At 70.6% G+C, this 23,096-nt stretch carries 16 protein-coding genes; 10 read left to right on the top strand and 6 right to left on the bottom strand.

All coding sequences use genetic code 11. The annotated features are described in order from the left end of the window. Nucleotides 1-255 precede the first annotated feature (255 nt). The gene (gene kstR, locus G6N48_RS21795) at nt 256-849 is read left to right on the top strand and encodes a cholesterol catabolism transcriptional regulator KstR (RefSeq protein WP_163670998.1); all 594 of its coding nucleotides are present in this window, start codon (nt 256-258) and stop codon (nt 847-849) included. A gap of 41 nt (nt 850-890) precedes the next feature. Here kstR and G6N48_RS21790 read toward each other — a convergent pair whose 3' ends face one another. Then, nucleotides 891-1,970: a LacI family DNA-binding transcriptional regulator gene (locus G6N48_RS21790; RefSeq protein WP_085268213.1), complete on the bottom strand. Its 1,080-nt coding sequence runs from the start codon at nt 1,968-1,970 to the stop codon at nt 891-893. Nucleotides 1,971-2,108: 138 nt separating this feature from the next. Between G6N48_RS21790 and G6N48_RS21785 the strand changes: the two genes are divergently transcribed. From G6N48_RS21785 to G6N48_RS21760, 6 genes are read left to right on the top strand one after another with little or no spacing between them, the layout of a single operon-like run. After that, complete coding sequence (locus G6N48_RS21785; RefSeq protein ID WP_085268429.1) at nt 2,109-3,038, top strand: metal ABC transporter solute-binding protein, Zn/Mn family; 930 nt, start codon at nt 2,109-2,111, stop codon at nt 3,036-3,038. Nucleotides 3,039-3,049: 11 nt separating this feature from the next. Continuing rightward, on the top strand, nt 3,050-3,868 hold the full coding sequence (locus tag G6N48_RS21780) for a metal ABC transporter ATP-binding protein (RefSeq protein ID WP_085268212.1): 819 nt from the start codon (nt 3,050-3,052) through the stop codon (nt 3,866-3,868). Then, nucleotides 3,865-4,734 (top strand): metal ABC transporter permease, encoded by an 870-nt coding sequence (locus G6N48_RS21775; protein ID WP_085268211.1) that lies wholly within the window; start codon nt 3,865-3,867, stop codon nt 4,732-4,734. The genes G6N48_RS21780 and G6N48_RS21775 overlap by 4 nt, the downstream gene beginning before the upstream one ends. A gap of 4 nt (nt 4,735-4,738) precedes the next feature. After that, entirely contained in the window at nt 4,739-5,497 is a 759-nt protein-coding gene (locus tag G6N48_RS21770) for a LamB/YcsF family protein (RefSeq protein ID WP_085268210.1), read from the top strand. Next, nucleotides 5,497-6,411, top strand: a complete 915-nt coding sequence (locus G6N48_RS21765) for an MBL fold metallo-hydrolase (protein ID WP_085268209.1) — start codon at nt 5,497-5,499, stop codon at nt 6,409-6,411. The genes G6N48_RS21770 and G6N48_RS21765 overlap by 1 nt, the downstream gene beginning before the upstream one ends. Nucleotides 6,412-6,424: 13 nt before the next feature. Next, nucleotides 6,425-7,666, top strand: a complete 1,242-nt coding sequence (locus tag G6N48_RS21760; protein WP_085268208.1) for an SLC13 family permease — start codon at nt 6,425-6,427, stop codon at nt 7,664-7,666. Between the two features lie 4 nt (nt 7,667-7,670). Here the strand turns inward: G6N48_RS21760 and G6N48_RS21755 are convergent, their stop codons facing one another. Together G6N48_RS21755 and G6N48_RS21750 are read right to left on the bottom strand one after the other, a co-directional pair. Continuing rightward, nucleotides 7,671-8,444 carry a GAP family protein gene (locus tag G6N48_RS21755; protein WP_139825679.1) on the bottom strand — a complete coding sequence of 258 codons (774 nt, stop codon included), beginning with the start codon at nt 8,442-8,444 and terminating at the stop codon, nt 7,671-7,673. Between the two features lie 16 nt (nt 8,445-8,460). Then, nucleotides 8,461-10,206, bottom strand: a complete 1,746-nt coding sequence (locus G6N48_RS21750; RefSeq protein ID WP_085268207.1) for an AMP-binding protein — start codon at nt 10,204-10,206, stop codon at nt 8,461-8,463. A gap of 213 nt (nt 10,207-10,419) precedes the next feature. Between G6N48_RS21750 and pks2 the strand changes: the two genes are divergently transcribed. Next, the gene (pks2, locus tag G6N48_RS21745; RefSeq protein WP_232066679.1) at nt 10,420-16,749 is read left to right on the top strand and encodes a sulfolipid-1 biosynthesis phthioceranic/hydroxyphthioceranic acid synthase; all 6,330 of its coding nucleotides are present in this window, start codon (nt 10,420-10,422) and stop codon (nt 16,747-16,749) included. A 63-nt stretch (nt 16,750-16,812) separates the two neighbouring features. On the opposite strand, the gene G6N48_RS21740 is transcribed toward pks2, so the two are convergent. Continuing rightward, entirely contained in the window at nt 16,813-17,247 is a 435-nt protein-coding gene (locus G6N48_RS21740; RefSeq protein WP_085268205.1) for an SRPBCC family protein, read from the bottom strand. 152 nt (nt 17,248-17,399) lie between these two features. Next, a complete protein-coding gene (locus tag G6N48_RS21735; protein ID WP_085268204.1) occupies nt 17,400-17,762 on the bottom strand; it encodes a hypothetical protein in 363 nt (120 codons plus the stop codon). Between the two features lie 306 nt (nt 17,763-18,068). On the opposite strand from G6N48_RS21735, the gene G6N48_RS21730 reads away from it, so the two are divergent. Continuing rightward, a complete protein-coding gene (locus tag G6N48_RS21730; protein WP_163670903.1) occupies nt 18,069-19,316 on the top strand; it encodes an HNH endonuclease signature motif containing protein in 1,248 nt (415 codons plus the stop codon). A 220-nt stretch (nt 19,317-19,536) separates the two neighbouring features. Continuing rightward, on the top strand, nt 19,537-19,992 hold the full coding sequence (locus G6N48_RS21725; RefSeq protein WP_085271243.1) for a PPOX class F420-dependent oxidoreductase: 456 nt from the start codon (nt 19,537-19,539) through the stop codon (nt 19,990-19,992). Nucleotides 19,993-20,009: 17 nt separating this feature from the next. Here the strand turns inward: G6N48_RS21725 and G6N48_RS21720 are convergent, their stop codons facing one another. Beyond that, nucleotides 20,010-23,096: an MMPL/RND family transporter gene (locus G6N48_RS21720; RefSeq protein ID WP_232066678.1), complete on the bottom strand. Its 3,087-nt coding sequence runs from the start codon at nt 23,094-23,096 to the stop codon at nt 20,010-20,012.

The raw sequence follows: 23,096 nt of genomic DNA, 5'->3' as shown, positions 1-23,096 counted from the left end.
ACTGCGCCCGGATTGGCTGATAACCCGCGTCACCCCAGACTAGAACGTGTTCTAATAATGCCAGCGGGCGACCGTCAAGTCGAATGTCATCACAGCAGCCCACACGGCTGCCCCGGCGGCACGGAGGTGGGAAATTCGCACTGATCATGCGTATCGTTTGCAAGCGAGCCGCCCGGAACAGGAGCAACCCGCCACATGCCAGCCAGCCCGAATTCCAGCCGCGTTTCTGACTCGCAGCCACGCGAGGTCATGAACGTGGCGGTGCTGGCCGAGTCGGAACTCGGATCCGAGGCGCAGCGGGAACGCCGTAAGCGCATCCTGGACGCCACGATGGCGATCGCCTCGAAGGGCGGCTACGAAGCGGTCCAAATGCGCGCCGTGGCCGACCGCGCGGACGTGGCCGTGGGCACCCTGTACCGCTACTTCCCGTCCAAGGTGCACCTGCTGGTCTCGGCGCTGGGCCGGGAATTCAGCCGCATCGACGCCAAGACGGACCGCTCGGCGGTCGCCGGGGGCACCCCGTTTCAGCGGCTGAACTTCATGGTGGGAAAGCTCAACCGCGCCATGCAGCGCAACCCGCTGCTGACCGAGGCCATGACGCGCGCCTACGTGTTCGCCGACGCGTCGGCGGCCAGCGAGGTCGACCAGGTCGAGAAGCTGATCGACAGCATGTTCGCGCGGGCGATGGCCGACGGCGAGCCGACCGAGGACCAGTACCACATCGCGCGGGTGATCTCCGACGTCTGGCTGTCCAATCTGCTCGCGTGGCTCACCCGGCGCGCCTCGGCGACCGACGTCAGCAAGCGGCTGGACCTGGCGGTGCGGCTGCTGATCGGCGACCAGAGCTAGCGGGGATCGCCGGCGCGGCGCGCAAGGGTCGCCGCCCCGGTCTAGCTCGGCGGCCCCGCGGTGCGGCCGCGCATCAGCTCGGTGTCCAGCAACTCGGTGGCCGGCAGCCCCGATCTCGGCGGGTTCAGCAGCAGCGCGCCCGCGCGGCGGCCCTTCTGCAGGCTCGGCTGAGACACCGTGGTCAGGCCGCGGCTGACGGCCTCCGGCACGCCGTCGAAACCCGTGACCGTCATCTGGCCGGGCACGTAAATCCCATGCGCGCGAAGGTAATCCATCGCCGAGAGGGCCAGGATGTCCGCGGTGCACATCAGCGCGGTGATCCGCGGGTTGGCCTCCAGCGCCACCCTGGCGGCGTCGCCGCCCGACGCCGGGGTGTGCTCGTAGCTTTCGACCACGGTGAGCGATTCCGGGTCGACACCCGCGGCCGACATCGCCTCCCACACGCCGACGATGCGTTCGCGCTGGACGTCGAAGGCCGGTGACCGCAGCCGGTCGGCGTCCGCCAGGCCCTGGCGGCGCTCCCGGCCGAGCCGCATGGTCAGCAGGCCGATCTCGCGGTGCCCCAGGGACAGGACGTGGGCGGCGAGCTCGCGCATCGCCGCGCGGTCGTCGATGCCCACCCGGGACACGCCGGCGAGGGCCTTGGGCTGGTCGGCGACCACCACGGGCAGGCGTCGCTGCAGCACCACCTGCAGGTAGGGATCTTCGTCGCACACCGAATACACCACGAAGCCGTCCACACCCGCGCCCAGCACGGCGGCCGTCCCGTCCTCGAGGCTTCGGCTGGGCCCGACGGCCACCAGCAGCAGCCCCTGCCCCAGCTCCTCACACGACTGGGCGACCCCGGTGACGAAATCGCGCGCGGCCGGGTCGCTGAAGAAGTAGGTCAGCGGTTCGGCCATGACAAGCCCGACGGCCCCGGCCTTGCGCGTCCGCAACGACCGCGCCACCGGGTCCGGCCCCGGGTAACCGAGCCGCTTCGCCGTCGCGAGCACCCGTTCGCGCAGGTCGGCGGAGAGCTGGTCCGGACGGTTGAAGGCGTTCGAGATGGTGGTGCGGGAAACCTTCAGTTCGGCCGCCACCGACGCCAGAGTCGCGCGCCGCCGCGGAGTCGGACTCACGTCCGGTGACGCTACAGCGAATCGCGGGGATCACCGCGCGCGCCCACGCGACTCCCACCGCGCACTTTGTAATGGAAACGATTTTCATTAGTATGATCGGTCGGCCGGTGGGCGGACGAGAGGACATTGGGCGTGGGCATGGCCCTGACGACGCGACGGCGTGCCGTGACTGACACGGCCCGCCGGCTGTCGTTCGCCGCGGCGGTCCTGACGATCGGGATCGCCCCGGCCGGCTGCGGCGTCGCGGCGCACCCGCGCGCGGCGGCCGTCGTGGCGTCCACCGACGTGTGGGGCAGCGTCGCGCGCGCCGTCCTCGGCCGGCACGTTCCCGTCACATCCCTGCTGAGTGGAGCCGACGCCGACCCGCACTCCTACCAGGTCACCGCGTCTGATGCCGCCGCGCTGTCCGATGCCGCGCTGGTCGTCTACAACGGCGGCGGCTACGACCCGTGGGTGGACGAGGTGCTGGCCGCCCACCCGGGCATACCAACCGTGGACGCCTATTCGTTCGTCGCCGCTCCCACCACCGCGGGCACACCGCCGAACGAACACGTCTTCTACGACATGAACGTCGCGAAGTCCGTCGCCACCTCGATCGCGGACCGAATGGCGGCCGTCGACCCGGGCAACGCCGCCGACTACCGGGCCAACGCGGCCGAGTTCTGCCGCGGCGCCGACGCCATCACCATCTCCGAGCACGCGATCGCCAGCGCGTACCCCGACACCGGGGTCGTGGCCACCGAGCCCGTCGGCTACTACCTGCTGGCGGCGTCCGGACTGACGAATCGCACCCCCGCCGCCTTCACCGAGGCCAACGAGGACGAGACCGATCCCTCGCCCCGCGACATGGCCTCGGTGCTGGACCTGATCCACCGCCGTCAGGTGTCGGCGGTGCTGGTCAACCCGCAGACGTCCACCGCGGCGATCACCGGCCTCGAGCACGCCGCCCGGCGGGCGGGCGTGCCGGTGACCGAGGTGACCGAGACCCTGCCAGACGACACCGACTACCTGACCTGGCAACGCAACACCGTCAACGGATTGCTGGCCGCGCTGCGGTCGAGCCGCTGAGCGCCGGCGCCGTGCCAGTGCCCGCGGCCGGATCCGTCGACCGCCACGCCGTATCGCTGGTCGGCGCGCGGCTGGCGTTCGGTGACCGCGTGCTGTGGGACCACCTCGACCTGGCGGTGTCGCCCGGCGAGTTCATCGCGGTGCTCGGACCCAACGGCAGCGGCAAGACGTCGTTGCTCAAGGTGCTGCTCGGGCAGCTGCCGCTGAGCGCGGGCGCCGCGTGGGTGGACGGGAAACCGATCGGCTCGGGCAGCGGCCGGATCGGCTATGTGCCGCAACACCGCCCGATCGACCGCGACGTGATGGTGCGCGGGCGCGACCTGGTCCGGCTGGGCATCGACGGCGATCGCTGGGGCGGCATGCCGCTGCGGTCCGCCGACCGGGCGCGCCGCCGCGCCGCGGTGGCGCGGGCGCTGCGCCAGGTCAACGGCGAACACCTGGCCGACGTGCGGGCCGGGACCATGTCGGGCGGCGAGCTGCAACGCGTCCGCATCGCGCAGGCGCTGGCCAGCGACCCGACGCTGCTGCTGTGCGACGAGCCGCTGCTGACGCTCGACCCGGCCAACGCCAAGCTCGTCGCGGGGCTGATCGACCGGCGGCGCCGCGACGCGGCGACGGCGGTCATCGTCGTCACCCATGAGTTCAACGCGATCCTGCCGTACGTGGACCGGGTGCTCTATCTCGTCGACGGGCGGTTCAGGATCGGCGCCGTCGAACAGGTGATGACCACCGAGACGCTCTCGGAGCTGTACGGCGCCGACGTCGAGGTGGTCCGGGTCAGGGGCGGCTACGTGGTGGCGGGCGGGCCGGGCGGCGGGTGCAGCGCATGAATCACCGGCTCGCCGACATGTTCGACCACCTGTTCGCCTTCGACATCACCGCCGGCCTGCTCGGCCTCGACTTCGTCCAGCAGGCGCTGCTGGCCGCCGCGCTCCTGGGGCTGGTGTCCGGGCTGATCGGGCCGTTCATCGTGATGCGGCAGATGTCCTTCGCCGTGCACGGTTCGAGCGAATTGTCGCTCACCGGAGCGGCTTTCGCGCTGCTCATCGGGTGCGAGGTCGGTACGGGCGCGCTCGTCGGCAGCGCCCTTGCCGCCGCGCTGTTCGGCGTGCTCGGCCGGCGGGCATCCGAACGGGACTCGGTGATCGGCGTGGTGCTGGCGTTCGGGCTCGGCCTGGCGGTGCTGTTCATCCACCTCTACCCGGGCCGGTCCGGAACCAGCTTCGCGCTGCTCACCGGGCAGATCGTCGGGGTCGGCTACACCGGGCTGGCCATGCTCGCGCTGGTGTGTCTGCTCGTGGTCGCCGTGCTGGCGGCCTGCTACCGCCCGCTGCTGTTCGCCACCGTCGACCCCGACGTCGCGGCGGCCCGCGGCGTGCCCGTGCGCGCGCTGGGCATCGTGTTCGCCGCGCTGGTCGGTGTGGTGGCAGCGCAGGCGGTGCAGATCGTGGGGGCGCTGCTGGTGATGTCGCTGTTGATCACGCCGGCGGCCGCGGCCGCCCGGGTGGTGGCCTCGCCGGCCGCGGCGATGCTGACGTCGGTGGTGTTCGCGGAGGTGTCCGCCGTCGGGGGGATCGTGCTGTCGCTGGCGCCGGGAGTCCCGGTGTCGGTGTTCGTCGCGACCATCTCGTTCGTCATCTACCTGGTTTGCTGGGCACTCGGGCGACGGCGCGAGGTCCCCGGTTCCCTAAGCTAGGCGGGTGGCCCGCATCGACCTCAACGCCGACCTGGGCGAGGGTTTCGGCGTCTGGCGCCTCGGCGACGACGACGCGATGCTCGGAATCGTCAGCAGCGCCAACGTGGCGTGCGGGTTCCACGCGGGCGACCCCGCGACCCTGCTTCGGGTGTGCCGGTCGGCCGCCGAGCGCGGGGTGCGGATCGGCGCCCAGGTGAGCTATCGCGACCTGGCCGGGTTCGGCAGGCGCTTCATCGACGTCGCCGCCGAGGATCTCCTCGCCGACGTGGTGTACCAGATAGGCGCGCTGCAGGCGATCGCGCGCGCGTCCGGCACGGCCGTGTCCTATGTCAAACCCCATGGGGCGCTGTACAACACGATCGTGACCCACCGCGAGCAGGCCGCCGCCGTCGCGCGGGCGGTCCAGCTGGCGGACGCCTCGCTGCCCGTGCTGGGCCTGGCCGGTTCGGCGTTCTTCGACGAGGCCGCGGGCCTGGGGTTGCGCACGGTGCCCGAGGCCTTCGCCGACCGCGCCTACCGGCCCGACGGCCAGTTGGTCTCGCGCCGCGAACCCGGCGCGGTGTTGCAGGACCCGGCGGCCATCGCCGAGCGGGTGGCGGCCATGGTGAACGCGAGACAGGTCACCGCGGTCGACGGCAGCACCATCGCCGTGAGTGTGGAATCCGTTTGCGTCCATGGTGATTCGCCGGGTGCGGTGCAGATCGCCACCGCTGTGCGCAAACGGCTGACCGCCGACGGCACCGACATCAGGGCGTTCTGCTGATGCGGCTGAAGCTGGGGCGCCCCGACCTGACACGGTACGCGGACCGGTTCGACGTGCCCGCCGCCGGCGCGGGCCTGTCGGTGACGTGGCTGGGCGTGGCCACGCTGCTGGTCGGCGACGGGACCTCGACGCTGATGACCGACGGCTACTTCTCCCGGCCGGGCCTGGCCCGCGTCGCGGCGGGCAAGGTGGCGCCGTCGCCCGCACGCGTCGACGGCTGCCTGGCCCGGGCCAGGGTGTCGCGGCTCGCGGCCGTCATCCCGGTGCACACCCACATCGACCACGTTCTGGACTCGGCGCTGGTCGCCGACCGCACGGGCGCCCAGCTCGTGGGGGGCGAGTCGGCCGCCAACGTCGGGCGCGGGTACGGGCTGCCGGAGAACCGCGTCGTCGTCGCGGTCAGCGGCCACCCGATTCAGTTGGGCGCCTTCGAGGTAACCCTGGTGCAATCCCACCACTGCCCGCCCGACCGCTTCCCCGGCGTGATCGACTCGCCGCTCACCCCGCCGGTCAGGGCGGCGGCCTACCGGTGCGGTGAGGCATGGTCGGCCCTGGTGGCGCACCGGCCGTCGGGCCGGCGGCTGCTGATCCAGGGCAGCGCCGGATTCGTCGAGGGCGCGCTCGCCGGCCACCGCGCCGACGCCGTCTATCTGTCCGTCGGGCAGCTGGGGCTGCGGCCGCGGTCCTACCTGATCGACTATTGGACCGAGACCGTGCGCGCGGTGGGCGCTCGTCGTGTGGTCCTCATTCACTGGGACGACTTCTTCCGGCCGCTGTCGAAGCCGATACGCGCCTTGCCCTATGCGGGTGACGACCTCGACGTGTCCCTTCGCGTCCTCGACGAGCTGGCGGCGCAAGACGGTGTCGCATTGCACCTGCCGACGGTCTGGCGCCGCGAGGACCCCTGGGCGTGAATCGGATTCGCTCTTGACACTGACCATTGCGCTGGTGCTGCTCGCCGGCGTGCTCGCGTTCGCCGTCGTGCGCCCCCGCGGCTGGCCCGAAGCGGTCGCGGCGGTCCCGGCGGCCGCAATCCTGGTGGCGATCGGCGCGGTCCCGGTGCGGCAAGCCGTCGCGCAGATCGCCGACCTGTCGGGCGTCGTCGCGTTCCTGGGCGCGGTGCTGGTGTTCGCCAAGCTGTGCGACGACGAGGGGCTGTTCGAGGCCGCCGGCGCGGCCATCTCGCGGGTGCGGGTCGGCTCGCACGGCCTGCTGCGCCAGGTGTTCGCCATCGCCTCGACCATCACCGCCGTCCTGAGCCTGGACGCCACGGTGGTGTTGCTGACGCCGGTGGTGCTGGCCGCCGTCCGCCGGCTGCGCACCCCGGTGCGCCCGTACGCCTACGCCACCGCGCACCTGGCCAACGCCGCCTCGCTGCTGCTTCCGGTGTCTAATCTGACCAACCTGTTGGCCTTTCACCAGGCGAACATCTCGTTCACCAAATTCACCCTGGCGATGGCGCTGCCGTGGCTGGCCACCATAGTCGTGGTGTATGTGGCCTTCCGCTGGTTCTTCGCCGCGGACCTGCGGGTGGCGCCCAACCCCGAAGAAGCGGGCCCGGCCCCGCGGCCGCCGGTGTTCGTGCTGGTGGTCGTGGGGCTGACGCTGGCCGGATTCGCGGTCGCCCAGTCCGTCGGCGTGGCCCCGGCCTGGGTGGCGCTGGCGGGGGCGACGGTGCTGGCGGTGCGCAGCCTTGGCCGGGGGCACACCTCGCTGGTGGAGATCGCGCGCTCGGCCAGCGTCTCGTTCCTGGTGTTCGTGCTGGCGCTGGGGGTGGTGGTGCACGCGGTCACGCTCAACGGGATGGACACCGCGATGTCCAAGGTGCTGCCGTCGGGCACCGGCCTGCCCGCGCTGCTCGCCATCGCCGCCGTGGCCGCCGTCCTGGCCAACGTCGTCAACAACCTGCCCGCCACGCTGGTGCTGCTGCCACTGGTCGCGCCCGGCGGCACGGTCGCCATCCTGGCGGTGCTGATCGGGGTCAACATCGGACCCAACCTCACCTACGTCGGTTCGCTGTCCAACCTGTTGTGGCGGCGCGTACTTCGGCAGTACGACGTCGAAGCGGGCGTGGGCGAGTACACCCTGCTCGGCCTGGCCACGGTGCCCATCGGCCTGGCGGTGGCGGTGCTGGCGCTGTGGGCCAGCGTGCGACTGCTGGGGATGTAGGCGCCTACAGGCTGCCGGTGCCCTGCGCCACCAGCGCGAGGCCGACGAGGGTGAGCATCGCCACCAGGATCTGCCGGCGGTAGGCGCGGGCCCAGTCGTGCACGCGGCGCAGCGCCGCCTCGGTCCGGGCGGGCGCGAACACGTCGCACAGCAGCACGATCTCGACCACCGCCAGCGTCTCGACGATGAACGCCACTGCCGCGCTCACCTGCGTCCCGATCGCGGCCCCCGACGCCAGGATGGTGGCGAGCGCGAAGATCACCAGCGACGGGTTGGGACCGGCCCAGAAGCCGATCGCCAGCGCGACCCACAACGAGCCGCCCTCCCAGGCGTTGCGGGCGCGCCCGAGTAGGCGTCGACCACCGGACCCCGCACCGGCCTCGGACCCGGATTCCGCGCCGAGCAGCCGCGAGATCGGGTTGGGCGTCTCGGCGGCCCCGGCGGGCACCGGGACTCGCCGGCGCACCAGGTGGCGCGCCGCGATCAGCGCGGCGATCGCCAACACCAGCGCCCCGAGCACGATTTCGGCGTGCCGCAGCGTGGAGCTGGCCCTGGTGTGCGGATCGGCCATGTCGTGCACCAACGAGGAGAACGCGGGCGTGAAGTGCAACACCAGGATGGGGACCAGCAGCAGGAGCAGGCTCGCCAGCACGCAACCGATCCAGTAGACGAGCAGGTTCTGCGCCGGCCGCGGACGGGAGATGAGCAGCAGGTTGACACCCAGGCGCACCGGGTCCAGTGCGATCGGAAGCGCCAGCACCACCACCGAGCTCCACATGGGCTACGCCACCGCGCTAGGCGTCTTGCAGATCCAGGCGGCTGAACTGGCCGTGCCGGTACTGCTCGACACACGCCGCGCGCCGGACTTTGCCGCTCGTGGTGATCGGTATGGAACCCGGGGGCACCAGGACCAGGTCGCCGATGCTGAGGCCGTGGGCGTTGAAGACCGCCGAGGCGACCTCGCCCCGCACCGAGGCCAGGCCCTCGAGCGCCTCGTCGGGGGATTGGCCCTTCTTCTTGTATTCGATGATGGCGACGACCTTTTCGGTGTGTCCCTCCGGGACGGAGATCGCCGCGACGCGGCCGTTGGTGATCTCCTGGACCGTCGCCTCGATGTCGTCGGGGGCGTGGTTGCGCCCGCGCACGATCAGCAGGTCCTTGATGCGGCCGACGATGAACAGCTCCCCGTCGGCGACGAAGCCGAGGTCGCCGGTCCGCAGCCACGGCCCCTCGGGCGTGTCGCCGGTCGCGCCCACCAGCGCGCCGCCGAAGGTGCGCGCGGTTTCCTCGGGTTTGCCCCAGTAGCCCGCGGCGACGTGGTCGCCGTGCACCCAGATCTCGCCCGTCGTCGCGGCGGGACACTCGGTGCGCGTCTCGGGATCCACGATCTTCAGCAGCGAGCGCTGCGGCGCGCCGTAGCTGATCAGCGGTGTGCCCGGGCCGGCCGCGGGCGGCTCGGCGCGCCCGTCGGCCAGCTTCTCGGAATCGAAGTGGACGATCTTGGGCGCCGCCCCCGGCAGCCGGGTCGTCACGTAGACGGTCGCCTCGGCCAGCCCGTAGGACGGCCGGATCGCCTTCTCGGGCAGGTTGAAGCGGGCGAAGCGCTGGGTGAAGCGGCGCAGGGTCGCCGGATGCACCCGTTCGCTGCCGGTGACGAGCCCCAGCACGCCGCCGAGGTCGAGACCGGCCATATCGGCGTCCGACGTTTTGCGCGCGGCGATCTCGTACGCGAAGTTGGGTCCGGCCGAGAACGCGTGGGTGTGGCGTGCCAGCAGTTGCATCCACCGCGCGGGCCGCTGCAGGAAGGCCACCGGGCTCATGATCACGCTGGGAAAGCCCAACAGGATCGGCTCGCGCATCGCGAGCATCAGCCCCATGTCGTGGTAGAACGGCAGCCACGACACGACGGTGGTGTCCGGCGGCGGGATCTTGCCGTAGTCCGCGAAGTAGTCGGCCATCGACTGCTCGAAGTTGGCCTGCAGGTTCTGATGCGACATCATCACGCCCGCCGGCTCGCGGGTGGACCCGGACGTGTACTGCAGGTACGCGGTGTCCCGGGCGTCGGCTTCGGTGTGGGTGCTGTATCGCGGCTCGGGGTCGAGCCGATCGACCTCGATGAACGCGGGTGCGTCCGGGCCGGCCGGCAACTCGGTGTGGTCGGCGACGAAACCCGACACGGCGGACGTGGTGAGGACGGCGGCGGGGGTGGCGTCGGCCACCGCCAGCCCGACGCGCTCGTCGATCGCACCGCCCAGCGGAACCGACAGCGGCACCGCGATCCGTCCGGCCTGCAGCGCACCCAGGAACGCGACCATGTAGTCCAGACCCTGGGGGGCCAGGATCACGGCGCGGTCGCCGGGCGACCCGCAGCGGTCGAGTTCACGGGCGACGCTGCACGATCGCCGGTACAGCTGCGACCACGTCAGGGTCTCGGGTACGCCGTCCCAGTCCTTGTCGTAGTCGATGAACGTGACGGCTTCGTCGTCTGATTGCAGGCTGGCGCGTTCGCGCAGCACCGCCGGAATGGAACCCTCGATCACTTGCGTCAATCCCCCCGGATGTCGCCCTAACGCTTTTCGAAATCCCAACTTATCAGCACGAGATGTCCGCTTCGGGTGCCCCGCTGCCCGGTCACCCGCCTGAACTGCGGCTATGCCTGAACCAAGGGCCGCGGTATATCGTCGTCGCGGGGGCGCGCTGCAGTGCCGTGAGTAGCCGCACGCGGTCGGGGCGCCAAATTTATGGGGGGCGTAATGGTCGCATTGGGTGAATTCGACGATCGTGGCGGCGCAGCCGTCACACCGGTCGCAGTCATCGGCATGGCCTGCCGGCTTCCGGGGGGCATCGACTCGCCCGAGCTGCTGTGGGATGCGCTGCTGCGCGGCGACGACCTGGTCACCGAAGTGCCGCCCGATCGCTGGAACGTCGACGACTTCTACGATCCCGAACCCGGCATCCCGGGCCGATCGGTGTCCAAGTGGGGCGCCTTCCTCGACGACGTCGCCGGCTTCGACGCGGAGTTCTTCGGCATCAACGACCGCGAGGCGGCCGCGCTGGACCCACAACACCGCTTGCTGCTGGAGACCTCCTGGGAAGCCGTGGAGCACGCCGGCCTCACCCAGGAGACGGTCGCCGGCTCGCTCACCGGAGTCTTTCTGGGGCTGACCCACTTCGACTACCAGATCGTCGCCGCCGACAACCACGCCATGGACGGCCCGTACGGCTTCCAGGGCAACGGCTTCTCGATGGCGTCCGGGCGGATCGCGTACGCCCTGCGGGTGCACGGTCCCGCCTTCACGGTCGACTCGGCCTGCTCGTCGGGCCTGCTGGCCGTGCACGAGGCCTGCCGCAGCCTCGACGACGGCGAGAGCGACGTCGCGCTCGCGGGCGGGGCCTGCGTGATGCTGGAACCGCGCAAGTTCGCGGCGGGCTCGGCGGCGGGCATGCTCTCGCCCACGGGACGTTGCCACGCGTTCGACGCGACGGCGGACGGGTTCGTCTCCGGTGAGGCTGCCGCGGTGGTGGTGCTCAAGCGCCTGCCCGACGCGCTGCGCGACGGCGACCGCGTCCTCGCGGTGATTCGTGGCACCGCCGCCAACCAGGACGGCCACACCGTGCACATCGGGACGCCGTCGCAGCAGGCGCAGAGCGCGGTCTACCGCAAGGCGCTGGCCGCCGCCGGTGTCGACCCCGGCACCGTCGGCATGGTCGAGGCGCACGGCACCGGTACCCCGATCGGCGACCCTATCGAATACGCAAGCCTCGCGGAGGTTTACGGCACCGAGGTCGCGTGCGCGCTGGCGTCCTCGAAGACCAACTTCGGACACACCCAGTCGGCCGCCGGGGTCCTCGGGCTGATGAAGGCGGTGCTCGCACTGCAGCACGGCCTGGTCCCGAAGAACCTGCACTTCACCGCGCTGCCCGACGATCTCGCGCGCATCGACACCAAACTCGTTGTGCCGCAGGAACCTATGCCGTGGACCACCAACGGCGGCGATCCGCGGCGCGCGGCGGTGTCGTCGTACGGGCTGTCGGGAACCAACGTGCACGGCGTCCTGGAGCAGGCACCCGAAGCCGTTGCGCCACCGGTGGTTTCGACTGATTCCGCCAAGCCCGCGGCGGCGCTGCTGTTCCCCGTGTCCTCCACCTCGGCCGACGAACTGCGCCGCACCGCGGGCCGGCTGGCCGACTGGGTCGATGCGCACGACGACGTGGCGCTGGCCGACCTGGCCTACACGCTGGCGCGCCGGCGCACGCACCGGCCGGTACGCACGGCCGTGATCGCCGGCGACCGTTCGCAACTCGCCGGGGCGCTGCGCGAGGTGGCGGGCGGCCAGACCCCGTACGAGCCAGCGATGGGGCGCGACGACCGGGGCCCGGTGTGGGTGTTCTCCGGGCAGGGCTCGCAGTGGGCCCGGATGGGCGCCGACCTGCTGGCCACCGAACCGGTGTTCGCCGCGACCGTCGCGCAGGCCGAGCCGGTGATCGCGCGCGAGTGCGGTTTCTCGGTGACCGAGGCGATTTCGGCGGCCGAGGTGGTGACCGGTCAAGACCGGATCCAGCCGACCCTGTTCACCATGCAGGTGGCCCTGGCCGCGACCATGAAGGCGCACGGGGTCCGGCCGGGGGCGGTCATCGGGCATTCCCTCGGCGAGGCCGCGGCCGCGGTGGTCGCGGGGGCACTCTCGCTTCAGGACGGGCTGCGCGTCGTGTGCCGCCGCTCGCAGCTGATGTCCCGGGTCGCCGGCGCCGGTGCCACGGCGTCGGTGCAACTGCCTGCGCAGCAGGTGATTTCGGAGCTCGCCGTGCGCGGTCGCAACGACGTGGTGGTCGCCGTGGTGGCCTCCCCGGAGTCCACCGTCATCGCCGGTGCGGCCGAGACGGTCCACGAGCTGGTCGCGGCCTGGGAGGAGCGCGGGGTGATGGCCCGCGAGATCCCGACCGACGTCGCCTTTCACTCGCCGCAGGTCGACCCGATCGTCGCCGACCTCACCGAGGCGCTCGCGGAACTCACGCCGATGCCGCCGGAAGTTCCGTTCTACTCGGCGACGTCGTACGACCCCCGCGAACAGCCGGTGTGCGACGGCCGCTACTGGGCGGCGAACATGCGCCGCATGGTGCGGTTCTCGGCGGCCGTGCGCGCCGCCCTGGAGGACGGGCACCGGGTGTTCGCGGAACTGGCCCCCCATCCCCTGCTCACCCACGCCGTCGAGCAGACCGCCCGCAGCCTCGACACGCCGCTGACCACCCTGGCGAGCATGCGCCGTCACCAGGAACTCCCGCACGGGATGCAGGAATTCGTCGGGGACCTGCACAGCGCGGGCGCCGCGGTCGACTTCTCGGTCCCCTATCCTCACGGGCGGCTGGTCGATGCGCCGCTGCCGACGTGGACCCACCGGCGGCTGTGGTTCAGCGAGGAGGGTCAGGACAGCCGGGCCCGGGGGGGCCGCACCATATCGGTGCACCCGCTGCTGGGGCCGCACGTGTGCCTGCAGGAGGAGTCCGAGCGACACGTCTGGCAGGCCGAGGTCGGCACCGAAGCTCAGCCCTGGCTGGGTGATCACCAGATCCACAACGTCGCGGTGCTGCCGGGGGCGGCGTACTGCGAGATGGCGCTGGCCGCCGCCCGCGAGGTGCTGGGCGAGGCCACCGAGGTGCGCGACATCCGCTTCGAGCAGGCACTGCTGCTCGGCGAACAGACCACCGTCGGCGCCACCGCGACGATCGATGCCCCGGGCGCGGCCGGCGGGCCCGTCAGCTTCGTGGTGGAGACCCGGCAGGGCGGCGCGCAGGTGCGGCACGCCGCCGCGACGCTGCAAACTCTCGAGCAGGCCGCGGCCGACGAGGAACCGCCCGTGCGCGACGTGGCCGCCCTGCTCGCGGCGCACCCGCACAGCGAACAGGGCGAAGAGACGCGAAACCGGCTGAGCCAGCTGGGAATTCACTACGGCCCGGTGTTCAGCGGCCTGGCCGTCGTGCATACCGGGGAACGGGCCGGCCAGGAGAAGAGCGCCACCGTGGTGGCCGAGGTCTCGCTGAACGGCCCGACCCGCGCTCAGCAGGGCGCCTACGGCGTGCACCCGGCCCTGCTCGACGCCTGCTTCCAGTCCGTCGCCGCGCATCCCGACGTGCGTGCCATGAGCGGGGACTCGCTGGTGTTGCCGGTGGGCGCCCGTCGGCTGCGCGCGTACGGCTCGGCCCGCAACGCCCGCTACTGCCTGATGCGGATCACCGGCATCGACACCACCGGCATCGAGACCGACCTCGAGGTGCTCGACCAGCACGGCGCGGTACTGCTCGTCGTGGAGGGGCTGCGATTCGCCACCGAGACCTCCGAGGGCGGCCGCAACGAGCGGGTGCTGGCCGAGCGCCTGCTGACCGTGGAATGGCAGCAGCGGCAGCTGCCCGAGCTTTCGCAGTCCGACCCCGGCACCTGGCTGCTGGTCAGCTGCACCGCGGGGGACGCGCTGGGGTCCGGGCTAGGTGATGCCCTGGAAGGCCACGGCGCACACTGCGTGCGGATGGACTGGGCCGTCCACGAGGACGACCCGGCGCACGCCGAGTTGTTCGAAAATCATCTGCGCGCAGGTGAATTCAGCGGCGTGGTGATCCTGGCGGGGCAGCCCGAGGCGGGTGACGCGTCCGCACGGCGGGGCCGGGAGTACGTGCAGCATCTGGTGGGGATCACCCGCGGATTGCTGGGGGCCGCCGCGGAGCCACCCCGGCTGTACGTCGTGACCCGTGCCGCGCAGCCGGTGCTGCCCGGGGAGCAGCCCAATCTGGAGCAGGCCGGCCTGCGCGGGCTGATCCGGGTGATCGGCAACGAGCATCCGCACCTGGGGGCCGCCCACATCGACGTCGACGACGCGGTCGACGTCTGGCAGCTGGCCCGCCAACTGCTCGGCGGCTCCGAGGAGGACGAGACCGCGTGGCGCAACGGTCAGTGGCACACCGCCCGGCTGTACCCCGCACCGCTGCGTCCCGAGGAGCGGCGCACCGTGGTCGTCGATCCCGAGCGCGATGGGATGCGGCTGCAGATCCGCACGCCCGGGGATCTGGAGTCCACCGAACTCGTTGCGTGCGAACGCGTCTCGCCAGGTCCGGGCGAGATCGAAGTCGCCGTCGGTGCGTCCAGTATCAACTTTGCCGACGTGCTCGTCGCGTTCGGCCGCTACCCGGCGTTCGAGGGCCGGCTTCCGCAGCTGGGCACCGACTTCGCCGGGGTGGTGACCGCGGTCGGACCGGACGTGACCGACCACAAGGTCGGCGACCACGTCGGCGGCCTGTGCGCCGACGGCTGCTGGGGCACCTTCCTCACCTGCGACGCACGGCTGGCCGTCACGCTGCCGGCGGGCCTCTCCGACGATTACGCGGCGGCGGTGACCACCGCACACGCCACGGCCTACTACGGCCTGCACGACCTGGCGCGGATCACCGCCGACGACAAGGTGCTCATCCATTCGGCGACCGGCGGCGTGGGGCAGGCCGCGATCGCGATCGCGCGCGCCGCCGGGGCCGAGATCTTCGCCACCGCAGGCAACGATGAGCGGCGAGAGTTGCTGCGCAGCATGGGAATCGCGCGTGTCTACGACTCGCGCAGCCTGGACTTCGCCGAACAGATCCGCCGTGACACCGGCGGCTACGGCGTCGACATCGTGCTCAACTCGGTGATCGGCCCCGCCCAGCGCGCCAGCCTCGAACTCCTGTCGTTCGGGGGCCGCTTCGTCGAGATCGGCAAGCGCGACATCTACGCCGACACCCGGTTGGGGCTCTTCCCGTTCCGGCGCAACCTCACCTTCTACGCCGTCGACCTCGGCCTGCTGGCCTACAGTCACCCGGGCCGCCTGCGCGCGCTGCTGAGCACGGTCTACGCGCTCACCGCCGACGGGAAGCTGCCGCTGCCACAGTGCACGCACTACCCACTTGCCGACGCCGCCAACGCCATTCGGGTGATGGGTGGTGCCCAGCACACGGGGAAGCTGGTATTCGACATTCCGCGCACCGGACAGGCCCGGGTGGTGGTGCCGCCCGCGCAGGCCCCGGTCTTCCGGGCAGACGGCGCCTACATCGTCACCGGCGGGCTCGGCGGCCTGGGCCTGTTCCTCGCGGAGAAGATGTCGGCCGGCGGTTGCGGGCGCATCGTGCTGTCGTCGCGTTCGCAGCCGACGGTCAAGACGCTGGAGACGATCGAAATGATCCGCGCCAGCAGCGCCGACGTCGTGGTGGAGTGCGGCGACATCGCCGACGACGACACCGCGCGCCGGTTGGTCGCCGCCGCGACCGCCACCGGGCTGCCCGTACGCGGCGTCCTGCACGCGGCGGGCGTCATCGAGGACGCCACGCTGACCAACATCACCGACGAGATCATCGAGCACGACTGGGCGCCGAAGGTTTACGGCGCATGGAACCTGCACACCGCCCTCGCCGGCCAGCCGCTGGACTGGTTCTGCTCCTTCTCCTCGGCGGCGGCGCTGGTGGGTTCGCCCGGCCAAGGCGCCTACGCCGCGGCCAACAGCTGGCTGGACGCGTTCGCCTCCTGGCGTCGCGCCCAGGGCCTGCCGGCGACGACGATCGCGTGGGGCGCCTGGTCGCAGATCGGGCGCGGCACCGCCCTGGCCGACGGCGCCGGGGGCGCCATCGCCCCGGACGAAGGCGCCTACGCGTTCGAGGCGCTGCTTCGCTACGACCGCGGCTACAGCGGCTACGCACCGATCGCCGGGACACCGTGGCTGACCGCCTTCGCGCAGCGCGGGCCGTTCGCCGAGGCCTTCCGCGCGGCGCGCCAAAACGCGGCGGGCGCAAGCAAATTGCGCGCCGAGCTCGACGAGCTGCCGCTGGACGAGTGGCCGCTGCGGTTGCGCCGGCTGATCTCCGATCAGGTCAGCGTCATCGTGCGGCGCAGTATCGATCCCGACCGGCCGCTGCCCGAGTGCGGCATCGACTCGCTGGGGGCCCTCGAGTTGTCCACCCGGATCGAGGCCGAGACGGGGGTGCGCATCACCTCCACCGAGATCACCACCATTCGCGGTCTCGCGGGCCTACTGTACGAGAAGCTCGCACCGGCTCAAGCCGAGATGGCCTGAGCCGCCTCGCATTCCGGCTACCGATGGCGCCTTTGGTGCCCGGCATTCCGGCGCGGACCGCGTTCAGGTGCGGCGCTCGGCGGCGCTGATGCCGCCTTTGAGAAGCTCGTCGATGACCTTCTTGAACACCGGCAGCATCAGCCGGTCTACGCCGGGGATCTTCAGCGTCGACCGCAGGTGCCAGCTGACCTCGGTCCCTGCCCCTGCGTCGCGCAGCTGGATCGTGCCGATGTGGTTGCGCGTCGGTGCGCCCGACAGCATCTTATACGCATAGCGGACGGGTCGCTCATACTCGATGATCTCCTCGACGAATGGCGGGCCGACGAACACCAGACGTCTGATCGCGCCGACGCCGTTCGGTGCGGGGATCCCCTCTCGATCGAGCGTGCTGCGTCGGCATGCCCACAGGTAGTCCGCGATCCCGCGGTGGTCGGTCATGGCGTCGAACACGGTCTCGATCGGCGCCGTCGAGGTCCGGGTGAGCGTGAACTCGATCATCGACAGTCCATGATGCCGATACGCGCTGCCGGTCGCCGGTTGTCCGTCATGATCCGTCCCCTCTCGCGACCAACAAGATAGCTCATGACCTGCCGCTCGCCGGCGCGCCGGTGGCGTCGGTATCCGATGGCGACGATTGGCCGAAATGCGTTCTATACGGCGGCTGACGCGTGTCGGCGGGAGTTCAGCAGTGCTGGCACACCCGTCGCCAGTACCCCGGCGTTCGCGCCTGCACCGATCCAATTGCTCCAACTCTTGGGTGCCCGCAATGCGGCCGCCAGGTGGTTGAGAGCGAACAATGTGGAGAGCACCATGAGACCCCGAAGTTGGGCTCGTGCTGCTTCGTCGCCCGACGCAGCTATCCCGAGTCCCGCGACGATGGTGCCGAAGTTCCACACCGCGATTTCGCGTTGCCAGCCACCGTTGTAGCCCCATGCGCTGTGTTGCGCGAACCGTTTACGAAACACACCTTGCGTCACCAATGCGGCGGCCGAGCCGCCGAGCCAGATGATCACCGCTGCCCGGGCTGACGGATTTCTCACAGAACCTCCCACGTGTCGAGTCCGCCTGCCGTCGCAACGGTATTACGACAAGTCTCAGTCGCGGTGTAGAGCGTTTGGTGTCCAATCAGGCTGTGGCGGTTGGCCGACGATGTGGGTCGCGGCCCGGGCGATTCGTCGGCCGAAAGTTGTCGGACCTGGTTGCGATGATGGGGTTATGTCGTTGACCACTTCGTCTGCTGTGGCGGTTGGCCGACGATGGCGGTCGCCCCGGGCGTTCGGCGGCCCAAACTTGTCGGACGTGGTTGCGATGATGGGGGTATGTCGTTGACCACTTCGTCTGCTGTGGCGGTGAGTCCTGCTGAGCGGGTTGATGGGTTGTTTGCGGAGTTGGCGGAGTTGGCCGGTCAGCGCAATGCCATCGATGGGCGCATCGTGGAAATTGTGGCCGAGTTGGATCGCGACGAGCTGTGCGGGGCCACCGGCGCGCGCTCGATCGCGGCGTTGGTGGCCTGGAAGCTGGGCGCGTCCTCGGCCCATGCCCACACGATCACCACCGTGGCGCGCCGGCTCGAGCAGTTCCCGCGCTGCGCCCAGGGCCTGCGGGAGGGCCGGCTGTCACTGGATCAGGTCGGGGTCATCGCGGCGTCGGCGGGTGAGGGGTCTGATGAGCACTACGCCCAGCTGGCGTCGGTGGCCACGGTCACCCAGCTGCGCACCGCGGTCAGCCTCGAACCACGCCCCGACCCCCCGGCGCGCCCCGAACCCGGCCCCTCGATCACCACCACCGCCGGCGAGCAGTTCACCTGCTGGCGGATCAGGCTCCCGCACCCCGACTCCGCGAAACTCGACGCCGCGCTGGGCGCGCATCGCGAGGCACTGATCGCCGAGTGGAAACACGACCGCGGCGACGCCACCCGTGTTTCGGAGAGCGCGCCGCCGTTCCCGGGCAGCGTCGAGGCGTTGATGCGCCTGATCGAGACCGGCTGGGACACCGAAGCCACCCGCCGCCCGCACGGCCAGCACACCACCGTGGTGGTGCACCTCGACGTCGAGCAGCCCGCCGCCGCCCTGCACCTGGGGCCGGCACTCACCGACGCCGAACGCCAGTACCTGACCTGCGATGCCACCTACGAAGTCTGGTTTCACCGCGACGGCCAGCCCATCGGCGCCGCACGCACCACCCGCACCATCAACCGGCGACTACGCCGCGCCCTGCAACACCGCCACCCCCACTGCGCAGTCCCCGGCTGTGGCGCCACCCGCGGCCTACACGCCCACCACCTCCAACACTGGGAAAACGGCGGCCCCACCGACCTGACCAACCTGGTCCTGATCTGCCCCCACCACCACCGCGCCCACCACCGCGGCGACATCACCCTCACCGGACCCGCCGACGCTTTGTGCGTGACCGACAACACCGGCCGACCCCTGCAGCCCGGACCACTGGCACGCCCACCCACGACACCACCACCCGCCGTCCCCCCATACCCCGGACCCACCGGCGAACGCGCCCAATGGTGGTGGTACCAACCCTTCCAACCCCAACCGCCCACCAACAACAACTAGCAAATCAAACCCGAGAGTTGTTGCTGTACCGCGTTTTTGGCAACACCGCGCGTGGTCACCCGCTTCGCCCGGCTCCGCCGCGCTCGCGATCGCCACGAGACCCGACGGTGCCGACCCGCATCGCCCGGCTCCGCCGCGCTCGCGATCGCCACGAGACCCGACGGTGCCGACCCATATCGCCCGGCTCCGCCGCGCTCGCGATCGCCACTAGAGTCAGAGTGTGGGTCCCAAATTTGCGACAGCCACCCCGGTGGACATGTCCGAGCTGCTCGAGTTCGTCCGCCCCCGACACCGCATGGTGTTGACCACGTTTCGCGCCGACGGGTCGCTGCAGAGCTCCCCGGTGACCGGCGGGATCGACGGGCACGGCCGGGTCGTGATCGCGAGCTATCCGCAGCGCGCGAAGAGCGTCAACGTCCGGCGCAACGGGAAGGCCAGCGTCGTCGTACTGTCCGACGAATTCAACGGCGCATACGTGCAACTCGACGGGGACGCCGAGGTGATCGACGTGCCCGAAGCGGTGGAACCGCTCGTCGACTACTACCGTGCGATCGCCGGCGAGCACCCGGACTGGGCGGATTATCGCCGCGCGATGGTCGACCAAGGTAAGTGCCTCATCCGGGTGACCCCGCGCCGCTGGGGGCCGATCGCCACCGGCGGCTTCCCGCCGAAGTAGCTCGGGATGGCGCAAGCCTAGAGCTGGCGCAGCCACCTGTCCTTGAACGGCCCCGACCACAGCCACGCGCCCTGCGCCGAGGCCGGCGCCGGTTCGGGCGCCACGTCGCGCACGGGGGCCGGTGAGCGCCGCCGAGACGGCCCCTTGGCCATGCGCCGTCGCTCCCGCCACCCCGACGGCCACCAGTTGTTCCTGCCCACCAGTACCGCCAGGGCCGGCACGGTGATGGTGCGCACCACGAACGTGTCCAGCAGCAGGCCGACACCGATCACGAAGCCCGCCTGCACGATCGAGCTGATGCTGCTGAACAGCATCGCGAACATGGGCGCGGCGAAAATGATTCCGGCAGAGGTGATCACGCCCCCGGTGGTGCGGACCGTCCGGATCACGCCGGAGCGGATCCCCACCGGGGACTCGTCGCGGATCCGCGAGATCAGCAGCATGTTGTAGTCCGCGCCGACAGCCACCAGCACGATGAACGCCATCCCCGGCATGCTCGCGGCCAGGGGATTGCCGCCCAGAATCTGCAACACCAGCACCCCGACGCCCAGCGACGACAAATACGAAAGGATCACCGTCCCAACGAGATACAGCGGTGCCACGATCGCCCGCAGCAGCATCACCAGGATCAGGAACACGACGGCGACCGTGGTCAGGATGATGAACCGCAGGTCGTGGTTGTAGTAGTCGCGCATCTCACTGTAGTAGGGGGTCAGGCCCGTCATCGATATCGACGCGTCTGCCAGGGACGTGTTGGCCTGCGCGCTGCGTGCCGCCCCGACGATCGACTTGACCTGCTCCATCGCCTTGGTGTCGTAGGGGTCCAGCTTGGAGACCACCAGGTAGCGGGCCGCATGGCCGTCGGGCGACATGAACACCGCCGCAAGGTCTTTGAACTTCTCGTTGTCCAGGATCTCCGGCGATATGTAGAACCCCGCCGCGCCGGGCTCCGACGCGTTGAGCTTCATCGCGAGCAGGAAGGCCGAGGCGCGCGACAGGCCTTCACCCAGCTGCTTGGTCTGGTCGTCCAGCGTCCGGACCCCGTCGGCGATCTTGCGGCTGCCGTCGGCAAGGGCGTCTGCGCCCTGTTCGAGCTGGCCGACGCTCTGCTGCAGGCCGCCGCCCGAGCCGCTGAGGCCGAGCGCGCGCATGGATTTGACCGCCGCGTCCAGCGACGGCTGCACCTTGCGCAACGTGTCGACGACGCGTTTCATCTGCTCCCGCTGCTTGGCGCACACGGCGTCGATGTCGCAGCCCGGGTCGGCTTCCAGGTCGCTGAGCACCGAACCGGCGGTGTCGACCGTCTCGTCGAAGTTGCCGATGTCCATCGAGTTGCCGGCCGAACGCTCACTGGCCAAAGCCTTTTCGGCGTCCTGGATCGCCTGGGAGTTCGCAAGCTTGGTTCGGATGTCGGCCATCGTCTTGCCCAGGTTGTCCAGCACGGACGTCGCCTTGGTCAGCTGATTGCGCACCATGCCGAGGCTGTCGGCGAGTTTGGCGGCGCCGCCGGTCAGCGCCGCGCGGGCGTCGGTGCTCGCGGCGATCTTCGACGAAGCGTCCCTGAGCTTGCTGCCGATCTCGCCGGCCTGATAGCTCAGCGTGGCCTGCTCCAGCGGCGCGCCCGTCGGCCGCGTCACACCCCGCACTGTCGCGATGTCGGGCAGCTCGCTGACCCGCTGCGCCATCTGCTCGAGATCCGCCAGCCCCTTGGACGTACGCAGGTCGTGCGGCGACTGGATGAATATGTACTGCGGAGCGGTCAGGCTTGCCGGGAAATGCTTTTCCAGAGCGGCCATTCCGACGTTGCTCTCGGCCGACGGCGGCAGCGTGGTCCGCGCGTCATAGCTGGTGTGCAGCATGGTGACGCAACTGGCCAGGGCGATCAGGACCACCAGGCTGGCGGCGAGGTGCGCGGCCGGGCGCCGCACGATGTGAACACCGGAACGTCGCCAAAACCGGCTGGTGAGTTCGCGTCGGGGCTTCACCCAGCCACGCCGCCCGCCGATCGCCAGCATCGCCGGCAGCAGCGTGATCGCCGCGATGAACGCCACCGCGATCGAAACGGCCAACGCCGGACCGGCGGTGGAGAACACCTTCAGCGTGGTGAAGCTCATGCCGAGGAAGGTGATCGCGACGGTGGCCGCCGAGGCGGCGATCACCTTTCCGATGCCCGCCATCGCCCGCGCGACGGCCTGGTCGGAGTCCATGCCCTGGCGGAGGTGTTCGTGGTACCGGCTGATCAGGAAGACGGCGTAGTCGACGCCCGCGCCGATCATCATCGACGTCATGAACACGATCGTCTGCTGCGAAATCCCCAGGCCCACACCCACGAGCCCGGCGACCACCTGCAGCGCGACCGTCTGCGAGATGCCGATGGTCAGCAGCGGCAGCATCATCGTGACCGGATTGCGGTAGACGACAAGCAGAATCAGCAACACCATCGCCAGGGTCGCGCTCTCGATGACCCGCAGGTCGCGCTGGCCGATCTTGGACAGCTCGTCGACGGTCGCCGTCAGCCCGGTCATGTGCACGGTCAGGGTGGAGCCCGCCGGCGCCTCTTTCGCGGTCTTGTTGACGATGTCGACGACCCGCTCGTAGGCCGCGTTCGACTCGGATGAGCCGAGGTCGCCGGCGACGGCGACGGGCAAAAAGAAGGCCTTGTGGTCCTTGCTGGCCATCACGTCGCGCAGCGGGGGTTTGGAGATGAAGTCCTGCATCATCACGACGTCGCGCGGGTCGCGACGCAACTTGTCCACCACGTTGCGGTAGACGTCTTCGTCGGCGGGGTTCATCCCGTGTTCGTCGGTGAACACCACCAGGGCGATGTTCTGCAGGCCCGGCTCGTGAAACGCCTTGGTCATCTGCTTGGTCGCCAGGGTCACCGCCGAGTCGCTCGGCATGGACTCCTGGTTGTGGTCGCGGGCCAGCACGGTCAGCGGCGCGAACGTCACCGACAGCACCGCGGCCAGCAGCAGCCAGAAGCCGATCACCAGCCACGGCCGGCGCAACACCAGGCGCGCCAGCAGCGCAAACACGCCACCGACCGACAACCTGACGGTGAACTTGCGGCGGACCAGCCCGGTCAGCCGTCGCGGCCAATCCAA

This window comes from Mycobacterium parmense, from assembly GCF_010730575.1.
In the GTDB taxonomy this organism is placed as follows: domain Bacteria; phylum Actinomycetota; class Actinomycetes; order Mycobacteriales; family Mycobacteriaceae; genus Mycobacterium; species Mycobacterium parmense.
This window is presented reverse-complemented; position numbering and strand designations above follow the sequence as displayed.

Excerpts from the sequence above, each read along its gene's own strand:
- G6N48_RS21785 (WP_085268429.1), top strand. The coding sequence starts at position 2,109 with ATGGCCCTGACGACGCGACGGCGTGCCGTGACTGACACGGCCCGCCGG.
- G6N48_RS21775 (WP_085268211.1), top strand. The coding sequence starts at position 3,865 with ATGAATCACCGGCTCGCCGACATGTTCGACCACCTGTTCGCCTTCGAC.
- G6N48_RS21765 (WP_085268209.1), top strand. The coding sequence starts at position 5,497 with ATGCGGCTGAAGCTGGGGCGCCCCGACCTGACACGGTACGCGGACCGG.
- G6N48_RS21755 (WP_139825679.1), bottom strand. The coding sequence starts at position 8,444 with ATGTGGAGCTCGGTGGTGGTGCTGGCGCTTCCGATCGCACTGGACCCG.
- pks2 (WP_232066679.1), top strand. The coding sequence starts at position 10,420 with ATGGTCGCATTGGGTGAATTCGACGATCGTGGCGGCGCAGCCGTCACA.
- G6N48_RS21740 (WP_085268205.1), bottom strand. The coding sequence starts at position 17,247 with ATGATCGAGTTCACGCTCACCCGGACCTCGACGGCGCCGATCGAGACC.
- G6N48_RS21730 (WP_163670903.1), top strand. The coding sequence starts at position 18,069 with ATGTCGTTGACCACTTCGTCTGCTGTGGCGGTGAGTCCTGCTGAGCGG.